Below are 12,550 nucleotides of genomic sequence, written 5' to 3' on the forward strand. Positions count from 1 at the left end.
CTTCTCCTGACCAGTGTTGTCGGTCCACTTGCGGGTCTGCAGAGCGCCCTCGATATAGACGGTCGAGCCCTTGCGCAGATACTGCTCGGCCACCTTGACCAGGTTGTCGTTGAAGATGACCACCCGGTGCCACTCGGTCTTTTCCTTGCGCTCGCCGCTGTTGCGGTCGCGCCAGGTCTCGGACGTGGCGATGCGGAGATTGGCGACGCGGTCGCCCGACCCCAGGCTGCGGATCTCGGGATCGGCGCCGAGATTACCCACCAGAATGACCTTGTTGACGCTGCCCGCCATCGCTTGACCTTGCTCTCGCCCAGCGACCCATGCGCCGGAATCTGAGCGCGCACGTTAACGAGGCGTTAAGCGCCGCGCAAGTTTTGTTCTCAATATGTTCTTGTGGACGAGAAAGACGGCTGTGGACGGACGAAGCCGCGAGCGCCTCGCCTACTCGGCCGGAACGCGGCGGATGGCGCCCGGAATGGCCAGACGGCCGTCACCGGTGCGAACCAGCGACATGAAGCGCGGCCCGTCATAGGTCTGCCCCAGATAGATGCCTTCCTTCTCGAGGAAGATGAAGGAGCCCTGGTAAGCGCCAACCATGCCCTGGTTGTTCGACTGGCCCAGCCGGACAAACCGGATGCGCATGCCCTCCAGGGTCGCGGCGCATTCCTCCATGCTCGGGACGTTGCGCGCCACCGGGTTGTAGCGCAGCGTCTTGTCCTTGTTCGTCGCCACGTGGAAGCAGACGCCCTGCTCGAACGGCGGCTTGATCTCCTTCTGGCAGCCCGCGAGCGCGAAGCCCGTGGCGGCGAGAACGACGGCGGCGGCGAGGACGGTCTTGCTCATGGATTACACTTATAAACCTATCCAGCGTTCGGGCTAGGGCAGTTCGGCGCCTGTTCGAATACCGTGTGGAAGCTGCGATTGTCCGGAGAGGACTCAACGCGCCCTTGCAGCAGGCGCAGGGTCTCCTCGCCCCATCGGCCATAGACGACCGCGCTGGTCTTTTCGCAGCGCCCGCCGAAAAGCTGCTGGGCGCAGGCGTTCAAGGTGATGTCGCCCGGCAGCCGCCGCCACTCGCCGCCTGCGTAGCGCCAGCAGGCGGCCAAGGGCGCACTGGCCGAAGCCGTCGCCGGCGTGGCGGGAGTCGAGGGGCTGGCGGGCTGACCCGCGGCGGGCGCGTCGACGGTCGGGGTCGGCGGCAAGGGCGTCAGCACGGTGCCGGCCTGGTCGGCGGCGGCCAGGGCGCCCGTCTCGTCGACGCCGACATCCAGCGCGCCAGTCGCCACGCCGTTCTTCTTGGCGCATTCGGCCAGGGTGATCTCGCCAACGAACGCGCCGCCGACAAAGCAGCGCAGCGGCCGAGCGGGGTCGAGCTTGGTGTCGTCGTCGCGTCCGGTCTCGACGATCAGGCCGGCGCGCGAAGCCGGCGGGGCTTCCGTCTGCTTCTGGTCGTGGCCGGCCAGCAGCGCGGCGGCGATACCCAGGCCCGCCAGCAGCGCCAGCGCCGCGCCGCCGCCGAGCACGACGATCCGTCGATCTTTCAGAAAGTCCATGGCCCCTGGCTACGACGCGACGATGACGCTTTCAAGCGCGACCGCCATGGAAAGAGCCCGCCCGTCGCCTTCGCGGCCCGCCAAAGGGCTGGTTAGCCGCCGCCTGTCAGGCGGTTCAGCGCCGCCTGATAGTTGGCGACCTGGTCGGTAAGGTATTTCGGAACCGTGCCGTCGGTCTTGCCAGAGGTCTTGCTGTCGTCGCTGCTGATCCCCTTGGCCGCGTCGGAGGTCTCGCGATAGGCGGTGCGGATCTGCGACAAGGCGCGGGTGATGACGACGTTGGCGTTCTTTCGCCCGGCTTCGGTGGTCAGGTCCAGTTCCGGCGGCAGTTGGAGACCATAGACCTGCCCGCCGCCATCCGCCGAAACGGTCTTGCCGCTTTCGGTCTTCGTCGCCCGAACCACGCCGCCGGACAAGCCGAGGGCCGTCAACACATCGGTCCCGCCCTTGCCGGCCACGACTTCGATCGTTGCGGTGTTCAGCGCGGGGCTGATCTTCAGCACGCGGTTGTCGCCGTTGGTGACGGTTTCGACCTTGGCGCGGAAGCCCGAAGCGCGCTTGATCTTGTCCGCCAAGGTCTCCAGCGTGTCGTTGGCCTCGATGGTGATCGTGGTCAGCGGGCCGCGTTCGCGGGTGCGGATCTGGAACGTGTCGCCGGCCCGGGCGGCGGTGGCCGTCGTAATGCGGTCTGACTGCTTGAACTCCATCGTCCCCGAGGGCAGGCCAAAGAGGTCCAGCGCCGAAGCGCCCGCGGCGGAAACCGCGACGGAGGTCGGCGCGGCGTACCCATCCTTGCCGGAAAGCCGCTGGCTCCAGTCCACCGCCCCGCTACCGACATTGAGCTGAGCCACGTAGCCGTCCTTCGTCCCGACCGTCGGCAAACCGTCGAGGTTTGCGCCCGCCGAACCGACCACCCAGGCGGTTCCGTTCTTGACGTCAAAACCCGTGACGGTGTCGTCGCCGGTTCCGCCATAATAGGTCAGGGCGTCCGCGCTGTTGTCGGAGATATCCAGAGACAACCGGCCGACGAAGGCGTCCATGCCGCCAGATGGCGCTGTCATGGCGCCGTTGATCGACATGAGATTGTTGGCCGTGTAGCCGCCGACATAGAGTTGACCGCCGTCGATCTTGAGACCAACCAGCTCGCCGCCTTTCAACGAGCCGAGATCGCGCGTCGCCCCCGCGCTCAGCGTCGCCGTCTTGGTATAGGTGACCGGCACGCTCTCATAAGCGCCGTATTGGTTCAGCTGGGTGACGTTCTCGGTGACCACATTGGCGGTCACGTCGAAACTGCGCAGCACCGCGCTGCCGTCCTCCTTCGAGCCGACGATGACCTGGGAGCCGTTAACGACGATATCGGAGACGGAATCATTGGCCGCCGAACCGAATTTCTGCGTGAACAGCGCCTTGGGCTTGCCGTCGGCTCCCGTCGCGAAGGCAGACAGATAGGCGTCCCAACCGCCGCTGGGATCGGTTCCAACCGAGCCTGGCAGGTCAGACTTGCTGCGACCGCCGACATAGAGGACGCCGTCCGCGCCGAACGCGAGGGCGGTGGCTTCGTCCTCCTGCAGTCCGCCACGGCGCACGGTCCATTGTTCGTCGCCATTCGCGCTATAACGGGTGACGAAGCTGTCGGTGAGGGTCGAGCCGGAGCCACTGTTGAGCGGTCCGTCGACCGAGCCCTGCAGCCGTCCGCTCACAGACCCCGCGACCGCCACGCTGCCGTCGTCGGCGACCGCCAAGGACAGGCCGCTGGCGTTATCGGTGGCCCCCAGGCTCTGGGCGAACAGCAGGTGGCCGGCGCTGTCGTACTTCAGCAGGGCGACGTCGCTCTCGCCCTTGATCGGCTGCCCATCGATGTCCAGCTTGCCGTCGACCTGGGTGGCGACATCGGCCAGCATGTAGATCGAGCCGTCCGCGGCCGCGACCGACTTGCGCACACTGGAGATCGTGCCCTGCAAGGTCTCCGTGAACACCTTGCCGCCCGGCGCGCCGGCGCCAGCCCCGCCCCCGGTTCCGGCGGCGCTGTACTTGGTGAGGGTCGTCTCGTAGACGCCATCGTCGGTGAGCGTGTTCTTGTCCGGATCGGGATCGCCCGCCTTGGTCGTGACATAGACCGCCGGAGCCGTGGTCGGGGCGCTGAAGCTGATCTGTTCGGCGGAGTCGCCCTTGACCTTCAGGGCGAAATCATCGCCCGTCGCCGGCAGGGCCACGGGTTTTCCATTGACCTGGACCGTACGTTCTTGTCCGGCCGTCCGCTGGACCGCGAAGGCGGTGTTGTAGCCGGCCGCCTTCATCTTGCCGTTCATGTACTCGACCACGTTCGACATGGTCCGCGGCGTGGAGCCCATCTCATTCAGGTCCATCGTCACCGTCTTGGTGACGCCAAACGTCTTCACCGCGACGTCGAACGACACATTGCCTTGGAACTTCGGCACCGGATCGCCGAATTGGCCGCTGTAGATGGTGTCCGTGGTGTAGGTGTAGTTCGCCTTGGGAACGCCCACCTTGGCCTTGTCGCTGGTCATGACCGCACCCGTGGTCAGACGCAGCTGATCGAGTGACAGTCCCTGGACGTAGGTGCTGACCTCGGAAAGGCCCCGCGTCATGGCGGTCTGCAGCCGAGCGATCTCGCTATCGGCAACGCGCTTCTCACCCGCCCGGTTGGCGACGGCCAGAAGCGTATTGAGGGCCTGATAGGTGGCGAAGAGCTTCGAATAGTCCGGGCTCGCGCCCTTCAGGGAGGTTCTGCTGGCGCCTTCATCGACGAACTTGCGGCCATTCAGCGCCGATCGCACGAGTTCGGTCGCGGGCGGCGTGGCGCCAGACAGCCAGGGCGCCTCGGGGACTGGCGTCTTGGATTTGGACGTCGTGGCCGATGTTACGCCAGCGGCGGCAGCGCTCGTCAGGCCGTTTCGGGCCTGATAGTAGCTGAGCAGCGTGCTGGTATCGAACGTGATCACGGCATGTCCTGACGAGGACTCGGAGTCCCCCGCTGATACATTCGCCTATCGCCGTTAACCCGCTCTCAAGAGTCGAGGTTAAGCGGCGATAAGATGCGCCTCCGACAGCGCCCGGCGCGCGTTCTCGCGCAGCTCGCCCCATTCCGAAGCCAGGATCCCCAGTAAAACGACGTCGCGCGGCTGGCCGTCCTTCAGGACATGGCCGCGCAGATAACCTTCCCGCCGGAAGCCCGCCGCCGACTGCGCCTTCAGCGCCGCGTCGTTGTCGGCCATGACCTCGGCGAACACCTTGTGAAGGCCAAGCTCGCCGAACGCCCGGTCGAGGCCCAGGACCTGGGCGGCGCGGCCAACACCCCTGCCCCGCGCTTCGGCCGAGCCGAGGAACCAGTTCCAGCTGGCGCGGCGGTGGTGACTGGTCAGCCCCGTCAGGGTCAGCAACCCCATGGGCGCGCCGGCGCGCGTAATCATCCAGCCCCTCATGTCAGGGTCGGACCGCAGGGCCTGGAACCAGGCGGCGTGCGCTTCGTGGCTGGGCAGGTCGGCGTCGGACATCCAGCGGTCGACCTCGGGCTCCGAGCGCCACTGAAAGAGGATCGCCTCGTCCTCGTCCCGCAAGTCGCGCAACTCGATCATACTCGCCGCCGATTCCCCGTCTCGCACGCGCCAAGCTTACCCCGGCGCGGCGACGACACCTAGGGTTACTGCCCCTTGAAGAGGGACAGGATGATCTGCGGCGCGCCGTTGGCGATCGACAGCGCCTGGGCGCCCAGTTGCTGCTTGACCTGCAAGGCCTGCAGACGCGCGCTTTCCTTGGCGAGATCGGCGTCCACCAGGTTGCCGACACCGGTCTCGAGCACGTCGCTCAGCTTGCTGACGAAGGTGCTGTGGGCGTCGATCTGCTTGGCCTGGGTGCCGATATTGCCGACGGCCTGGTTCACGGCGCTCATCGTCGCGTCCAGGCGCGTGAGCACGGCGGTCGCGTTGGCCGGGGTCAGGATGTCGTCGGTCGGCTGAAGGGTGTTGATCGTCCCGCCGAGCGTCAGATTCTGAAGGCTCAACGTGATCGCCTGGGCGGCGTCCGCGTCGGCCAGGAAGGTCATGTCGGCCGCCTGGCTGCCATCCAGCAGGTTGGCTCCATCGAAGACGGCGCTGCTGATGACCTGGGTGAGGTTCTTGAGAATCCCCTGGAAGTCCGCATTCAGCGACTGCAGCGAGGTCGTGGTCAGCGAGGTGTCCTTGGCCGCCACCACCTTCTCGCGCATCAGCTTGAGCAGGTCCGAGACCGACTCGCCCGCGGCCAAGGCCACGTCGGCGATCGAGGTCGCGCGATCCAGGCTCATCTTGACCGCCCCCAGCGCGCTCATGTCGGCGCGCTGCTCCTGAGCGATCGACCAGATCGCGGCGTTGTCCTTGGCGGTGGAGATGGACAGGCCCGTGTTGATCTTGGTCTGCACCGACTGCATGTCGTCGTTGGTGCGGTTCAAGTTCTGCAGCGCGATCAGCGCGGGCTGGTTCGTATTGACGCTCAGCGTCATGCGCGGCCTCCGATCGGCGATTTTGCCGTGGTTGCGATCGCGCGCGATTCGGCGTGCGATCTAATCGCCGCCGAGACTGGGCCCAGAAAGTAAGAACATGGTTAACGCTTATAAACCATGCCTGTTAAGACCTGCGACCGGCCGTCGCAGGGCCGCCGTCGCTACGGCGTCCGCCGCGGCTCAGGCCTTGCCGTCGTAGACATCCCCCGTGTGGTAGCGCGAGGCTTCGCGAAGCTTCAGAATCTCCTCGCGGGGAAACTGCTGCAGCGTCTCGCCGGTGCGCCGGTCCACGGTCTTGTAGACGTAGTCTCCGGTGTCATCGTTTTGTTCGATCACCAGACGCAGATCGCCAGGCTGAGGTCCGTTGTTCACAGGCGCTTCGGGCTTGGCCTCGGCTGCCTGCTGTTGCTCGGCGTCGGCTGACTGCGCCTGCCCGAAGGCGGCGCCGAGCTGACGCTGAACGGCTTTAGCGCCCTCGGACGGGTCCGGGGCGTTCACGGGGGCGATAAAATCTCTGATCGCCGACAATGCGGCCTTGGGTTCCATATCTTTCCGCCGACTTGCGGGTCGGCCCTCCTCTCTTCTTCTCCCTATCTTCGACCCTCAGAAAAAGCGGAGGCGGGCCCAAGAGAGCCCGCCCCCTCCAGCTCCTTAACGGAACAGGCTCAGGATCGACGACGTAGATTGGTTCGCGATCGACAGCGCTTGCACGCCAAGCTGTTGCTTGGTTTGCAGCGACTGCAGCTTTGCGCTTTCCTTGGCCAGGTCGGCGTCCACCAGGTTGCCAACGCCGGCTTCCAGGCTGTCTTGCAGCTTGCCGATGAAGGTCAGGTGGGTGTCGAGGCTGACCGAGCTGGTGCCGAGGGCGGCCAGCTTGTTGGTGGCGGTGCCGATGGCCTTGTCGATGTCAGCGATCATCGTCTTGGCGCCGGTGGCGGTGGTGAAGGTCGGCGTCGCGCTCAAGCCCAGCCCACCGATGGTGAGAGTCTGAGCAGAGATGGTGAAGCCGGTGCCGTCCGCGTTGGCCAGGAAGACGAGCGCCTTGGCGCTGGCGCCGACGAGGCTGACGCCGTTGAACTTCGAATTTTCCGTGGCCTTGGTGATCTGATTGCGCAGCGAGTCGAAGTCCGCCTTCAGGGCGTTGAACGACGAGGTGTTCAACGAAGTGTCGGAAGCGGCCAGGGCCTTTTCCTTCATCTTCACCAGCAGGTCGGAGATGGTGTCGCCAGCGGCCAGGGCCACGTCGATGGTCGACTGGCCGCGTTGCAGCGAGTCCTTCACGGCGTTCAGCGATTGGGCGGTGGCCGACTGCGTCTTGGACATGGCCCAGATGGCGCCGTTGTCCTTGGCGTTGGCGATCTTCTTGCCGGTGTTGATACGCTGCTGCGTAACGCCCAGCTCGGTGTTCGTGGCGTTCAGGTTTTGCAGGGCGATCATCGCGCCCGCGTTCGTATTGATGCTGTTCAGCGGCATACGAATGGTTCCTTTTCAAGGTGTCCGACGCCATTTTGGCTGCCGGGAGCATTTTGCTCGGAGAGACCTGTAGCAATTGCCGGGCCAAAAATTCCCACCGGCAGCCGCAGAACAAGTCACTGAAAAGAAACAGTTATATATGCATTAACCACGAAAAAGCCCGGCAATATCTGCCGGGCGCTTCGGGCGTAGGAAATTATTGCCGGGCACTCTTTGCGCACCCAGCAGGAAAGAGGCGCCGGACGGTTTTTGACGGCCGTCCGGCGTATCGGAGATCACCCCTTGAACAGCGACAGGATGGACTGCGGGCTCTGATTGGCGATCGAGAGAGCCTGCACGCCCAGCTGCTGCTTGGTTTGCAGCGACTGGAGCTTGGCGCTTTCCTTCGCCAGATCCGCGTCGACGAGGTTGCCCACGCCGGTGTCCAGGCTGTCCTGCAACTTCCCAATGAAGGTCAGGTGCGTGTCCAGGCCCGTCGATGCCGTGCCAAGAGCGGACAATCTGTTGGTCGCTGTCAGCAGCGCTTTTGTCATGTCGCCGATCATCGTGGCGGCTTCGGTCGCCGTGTTGAACGTCGAGGCCCCCGTCAGGCCGAGACCCTCGAGGCTCATGGTCTGAGCCATGACCGTGAAGCTGCCGCCATCAGCATTGGCCAGGAAGACCAACGGCTTGACGGTGGCGGCCACAAGGCTGACGCCATTGAACATCGAATTCTGCGCGGCCTTGGTGATCTGGTCGCGAAGAGAGTCGAAGTCCGCCTTAAGCGCCTTGAGCGACGAGCTATTCAAAGAAGTGTCGGAAGCGGCCAGGGCCTTTTCCTTCATCTTCATGAGCAGATCGGTGATGGTGTCGCCTGCCGCGAGAGCAACATCAATCGTCGACTGACCGCGCTGGAGCGAATCCTTCACAGCGTTCAACGAAGTGGAGCTCGCGCTCTGCATCTTGGCCATCGACCAGATCGCGCCGTTGTCCTTGGCGTTAGCGACCTTTTTGCCGGTGTTGATACGGCCCTGGGTGGTGGCAAGCTCCGTGTTAGTGGCGTTCAGGTTTTGGAGCGCGATCAGCGCACCAGCGTTGGTGTTGATTGAGTTCAGCATTGCGACCTACCGTTTTGGTGGGATTTATCCGGCCTACTTGCCGGGCGAGCGTTTTGCCCGCGCGAACCATCGCAAGCGCTGGGCCAGCCGCAGCAGGCCGCGCCAAAATTTTCAACCCATTGTTTTTAAAAGAAAATTATTTACACCTAACCCCAAAACGAAACCGCCCGGCGAATGCAGAATTCGCCGGGCGGCAGGTTTTTCCAGAGGCGGTAGGCAAGACATTCAGTCTTGCGGAAATTCGGAATCAGGCCGCGTCGGCGCGCCCCGCCAAGCCCTGCATGATGATGCGGTTGATCTCGATCAGAGGCTCGAACTCCTCCTCCTTGCGCATCACGGCGCTGGAGTGGCGGCTCACCCACAAGCTGAGCGAGATGATGCTGGCCCGCAGTTCAATCGGAAGCTGGTTGTCCGGCAAAGAGCAGTCGGTCGCCAAGGCCGACCAGACCTTACGATTCCAATCCAACGCATCGATCCGCTTCGCGAAGTCATCCGCCGGGGCCTGTGACGCTTCCATCAGGGCGCGCGTCACCTGCCCGAACAGGCGGTACTCCATTTCACGGGGATTCTCAGCCCGCGTCGCCGCCTGCTGATACGCCCGAAGAGACATGCCCCAACCTCTCGTCTTCGTATTCAATCAACTTTCGGCTCAGCATGAGAGCCTTGTAGTATTCGCGAGCCATCACGTGCTTCGAGATGGCGATACAGTCTTGAAGAACGCCCGGGTTCCGGACGACCCCCATGAACTCCGTCAGGCGAGCGGCGAATTCATCATAGAATTTCTCCGCCGCCCCCTCGTCCAGATACATCATCATTACCGGGAAATAGATATGACGCGCGGGCGTCGTGACCTGGTCCGGTTGCATGATGTCCTTCTCGCGGAGGACAGACGCCTTGTTCTGGAGCACGAGAACGCCGCGCCGGTCTCCATTCTGGACCACGGCGCCGTTCAGGACGAATTTTTCGCCGGGCTTCAGCGACAGCTTCAAAGGCACCTAAACTCGCTCCTTCGTTGACGCCGCTTCGCCCGACCATCGATTCATGATGGAACCCGCCAAAGCTAGACGCGGACCGGTTAACGCGGTCTTGCCGGTATCCTTAAAGATCGTAAACGGACACTTAGGACTCAATTAAGCATAACGCCTCAAAACATAGTTAACAGCAGCGTCCGAGGTTCGTCCCATGTCCCGAAAAAGCGCCTTTGGAGCGTCGGTGAGCCCTCTCGCCCAGCCCGACGTGGGCGCGGCGCCGCTGAATGTGGGCCAAATGGGAGGCGCCATCGGTGACGCGGCCTCGGCCGAGTCCCTAGAGCGGCTCAAGCAGGCCACGCAGCAGATCAAAAACATCGAAAACGCCAAGCTTCTGGGCCGCGCGATCGCTGCAGTTCACAACGACGAGTTCGAACTCGCCCAGAAGCTGGCGCTGAAACTCCTGAAGAAGGATCAGATGCTGGGCCTAGCCTGGCATATCCTCGGAATCTCGCGGGAAAAGCTGGGTGATTACGGCTCGTCGCTTCGGGCTTACGAGGCCGCCTTGAAGCTGCTGGTCGACCACGGATCCGTCGCGGGCGATCTTGGACGCCTAGCCTTTCGAATGAACATGCCGGAGTTCGCCGTAGGCTTTTTCGCGCACTTCCGCATCGCCCAGCCCGGCAATATCGAAGCGTCGAACAATCTCGCCTGCGCTCTGCGGGAATTGAACCGTGAACCCGAAGCCATCGAGGTGCTGAGGGAAGCGATCGCCACCCATCCCGAATCGCCCGCGCTCTGGAACACCCTAGGCACCGTGGTCTGCAATACAGGCGACCCGTCCGGCTCCATCGTCTTCTTCGATGAGGCGCTGCGCCTCAATTCCGACTACAGCAAGGCTTGGCACAATCGCGCCTTCGCCAAATCGGACATGGGTGATGTCGAGGGCGCCATTTCCGATATCGACCGTGCGCTGAAGCGGCCGGACTCCGCGATGGACGCGGCGATCATGCGCTTCGCCCGGGCGACCATGTGCTTGTCCCTTGGTCGGCTGGAGGAAGGATGGAAGGCGTACGAGGGCCGCCTTTCGCCCGATCTATCAGAGGCTCCCCGGTTCCACATTCCCGGGACCTTGTGGGTGGACCAGGACCTCAAGGGCAAATCCTTGTTCATCTGTGCGGAGCAGGGTCTGGGCGACGAGGTGATGTTCGCGGGGATGCTGCCGGATATCCTGGATCGGCTGGGTCCAGATGGTTCTCTGACACTTGCGGTCGAGAAGCGTCTGATACCGCTATTCAAGCGCTCGTTCCCGAACGTCGAAGTTACGACGCACCGCACCTTCCAGTACGAAGGTCGCGTCTATCGCACGGCGCCGGCCATCGAAGACTGGGAGCGCTTCGACTATTGGGCGCCGCTGGGAGCGTTCCTTCCCGCCCTACGCGGTTCACTCGACGCCTTCCCGAAGACGACCACCTATCTGAAGGCCGACCCCGATCGCGTCGCCCATTGGAAGTCTGAGCTCGACAAGCTGGGTCCGGCCCCGAAGGTGGGGCTGCTCTGGAAAAGCTTGAAGCTGAGCGCCGAGCGGGCTCGACAGTTTTCGCCCTTCGAGGCGTGGCGCCCCGTGCTGGAAACGCCGGGCGTGACGTTCGTCAATCTGCAGTACGGGGATTGCGACGAAGAAATAGCCTACGCGAAGGAGGCCTTTGGCATCGACATCTGCCAGTTGCCGGGAATCGATCTCAAGCAGGATCTCGATGATGTCACCGCCCTGTGCGGCGCGGTCGACCTGATCGTGGGCTTCGCGAACGCGACCACGAACCTGGCTGGCGCGATTGGCGCGCCGATCTGGCTGCTCACCGCGCCCGAGGTGTGGACCAAGCTCGGCAGCGATTATTATCCCTGGTACCCTCAAGCTCGAGTGTTCTCACCTCGGATCATGGGCGAGTGGGACCCGGCCTTGGCGCGGATCGCCGACGCCCTGAGGGAAAAGGTCGCAAGCGGAAAATGACCAAAGCCGACCTGCGGCCTGTCGACGCCGGCGACCGGGAGCGTCTGCTGACTTGGCGCAACAGCCCGCAGGTCGCGGCCTTCATGTACTCGGACCATTTGATAGGACGGGAAGAGCACGATCGCTGGTTTGACGGCCTGGCCGCGAATTCTCGACGTCGCGATTGGATCATCCTGCTGGACGATAGGCCGGTCGGCCTGACCAGCCTCGTCGATATCGATCTTATCCAAGGCCGCGGAACGATCGCTCGCTACATCGCCGAGGAAAGCGCGCGCGGAATGGGCCTTGGCGGCTTCGCCGAATTCAAGATCGCCGATCACGCCTTTGGCCCGCTGGGCCTGCGCAAGCTTTGGTCGGAAGTCCTCGCCACGAACCAGGCCGCCCTCGCCTCCCATCTCTCGAGCGGCTTCCATCAGGAGGCGCTGTTGCGCGCGCACGTGGTCAAGCAAGGCCAACCCGTGGACGTGATCGGCCTTGGCCTGCTGGCCGAAGACTGGCGCGGCGGCCGGCCTTCGATACGCCGACGACTGCTCGCCAAGGGTTTCTCCGAGGTCGCGCTCGACCGCCCGCTTTAAGCTCCCCCTTGCCAAGCGCGAGAGCGCCGGTAGTTTGATCGGCTCGATTTGAACAACTGTTCGAACCGGAGTCGTTTCCGGCGGAGATGGGCATGAGCCAGCGCTTTGAAGGCACTTCCGACTATGTGGCGACCGAGGACCTGAAGGTCGCGGTGAACGCCGCCGTGGCTCTGGAACGTCCCTTGCTGATCAAGGGCGAGCCCGGCACCGGCAAGACGGTGCTGGCCTACGAAGTCGCCAAGGCCATGAGCGCGCCGCTGATCACCTGGCACATCAAGTCGACGACCAAGGCCCAGCAGGGTCTTTACGAATACGACGCGGTCACCCGCCTGCGCGACAGCCAGCTGGGCGATGAACGGGTCAAGGACGTCAAGA

Annotated in this window: 14 protein-coding genes; 3 read left to right on the top strand and 11 right to left on the bottom strand. The window is 63.8% G+C overall.

Translation table 11 applies throughout. The annotated features are described in order from the left end of the window. From ssb to flbT, 11 genes are all read right to left on the bottom strand, one after another. On the bottom strand, positions 1–291 hold a 291-nt coding region (ssb, locus tag Q0379_RS24000; protein ID WP_299017854.1), incomplete at its 3' end, for a single-stranded DNA-binding protein. A gap of 150 nt (positions 292–441) precedes the next feature. After that, positions 442–843, bottom strand: a complete 402-nt coding sequence (locus Q0379_RS24005) for a hypothetical protein (protein ID WP_299017857.1) — start codon at positions 841–843, stop codon at positions 442–444. 17 nt (positions 844–860) lie between these two features. Beyond that, positions 861–1,553 carry a hypothetical protein gene (locus Q0379_RS24010; RefSeq protein WP_299017860.1) on the bottom strand — a complete coding sequence of 231 codons (693 nt, stop codon included), beginning with the start codon at positions 1,551–1,553 and terminating at the stop codon, positions 861–863. Between the two features lie 92 nt (positions 1,554–1,645). Then, the gene (locus Q0379_RS24015; protein WP_299017862.1) at positions 1,646–4,516 is read right to left on the bottom strand and encodes a hypothetical protein; all 2,871 of its coding nucleotides are present in this window, start codon (positions 4,514–4,516) and stop codon (positions 1,646–1,648) included. 78 nt (positions 4,517–4,594) lie between these two features. Next, positions 4,595–5,149, bottom strand: coding sequence for a UDP-4-amino-4,6-dideoxy-N-acetyl-beta-L-altrosamine N-acetyltransferase (pseH, locus tag Q0379_RS24020; protein ID WP_299017865.1), 555 nt, complete (start codon positions 5,147–5,149; stop codon positions 4,595–4,597). 65 nt (positions 5,150–5,214) lie between these two features. Further along, positions 5,215–6,051 (bottom strand): flagellin, encoded by an 837-nt coding sequence (locus Q0379_RS24025; protein ID WP_299017868.1) that lies wholly within the window; start codon positions 6,049–6,051, stop codon positions 5,215–5,217. A gap of 180 nt (positions 6,052–6,231) precedes the next feature. Then, positions 6,232–6,597 carry a flagellar protein FlaG gene (locus Q0379_RS24030; protein WP_299017871.1) on the bottom strand — a complete coding sequence of 122 codons (366 nt, stop codon included), beginning with the start codon at positions 6,595–6,597 and terminating at the stop codon, positions 6,232–6,234. A gap of 105 nt (positions 6,598–6,702) precedes the next feature. Continuing rightward, positions 6,703–7,524 carry a flagellin gene (locus Q0379_RS24035; RefSeq protein WP_299017873.1) on the bottom strand — a complete coding sequence of 274 codons (822 nt, stop codon included), beginning with the start codon at positions 7,522–7,524 and terminating at the stop codon, positions 6,703–6,705. Between the two features lie 275 nt (positions 7,525–7,799). Next, positions 7,800–8,621 carry a flagellin gene (locus tag Q0379_RS24040; RefSeq protein WP_299017876.1) on the bottom strand — a complete coding sequence of 274 codons (822 nt, stop codon included), beginning with the start codon at positions 8,619–8,621 and terminating at the stop codon, positions 7,800–7,802. Between the two features lie 247 nt (positions 8,622–8,868). Further along, on the bottom strand, positions 8,869–9,231 hold the full coding sequence (gene flaF / locus Q0379_RS24045; protein ID WP_299017879.1) for a flagellar biosynthesis regulator FlaF: 363 nt from the start codon (positions 9,229–9,231) through the stop codon (positions 8,869–8,871). Beyond that, on the bottom strand, positions 9,191–9,616 hold the full coding sequence (flbT, locus tag Q0379_RS24050) for a flagellar biosynthesis repressor FlbT (protein ID WP_066680259.1): 426 nt from the start codon (positions 9,614–9,616) through the stop codon (positions 9,191–9,193). The genes flaF and flbT overlap by 41 nt, the downstream gene beginning before the upstream one ends. A 217-nt stretch (positions 9,617–9,833) precedes the next feature. Between flbT and Q0379_RS24055 the strand changes: the two genes are divergently transcribed. From Q0379_RS24055 to Q0379_RS24065, 3 genes are all read left to right on the top strand, one after another. After that, positions 9,834–11,600, top strand: a complete 1,767-nt coding sequence (locus Q0379_RS24055) for a tetratricopeptide repeat protein (protein ID WP_366519351.1) — start codon at positions 9,834–9,836, stop codon at positions 11,598–11,600. Further along, positions 11,597–12,175 carry a UDP-4-amino-4,6-dideoxy-N-acetyl-beta-L-altrosamine N-acetyltransferase gene (gene pseH, locus Q0379_RS24060; RefSeq protein WP_299017887.1) on the top strand — a complete coding sequence of 193 codons (579 nt, stop codon included), beginning with the start codon at positions 11,597–11,599 and terminating at the stop codon, positions 12,173–12,175. Before Q0379_RS24055 ends, pseH (Q0379_RS24060) begins: the two co-directional genes overlap by 4 nt. 92 nt (positions 12,176–12,267) lie before the next feature. Further along, positions 12,268–12,550 (top strand): MoxR family ATPase (locus tag Q0379_RS24065; protein ID WP_299017889.1); only part of this gene is annotated, 283 nt, incomplete at its 3' end.

Source organism: uncultured Caulobacter sp., assembly GCF_937900395.1.
In the GTDB taxonomy this organism is placed as follows: Bacteria; Pseudomonadota; Alphaproteobacteria; order Caulobacterales; family Caulobacteraceae; genus Caulobacter.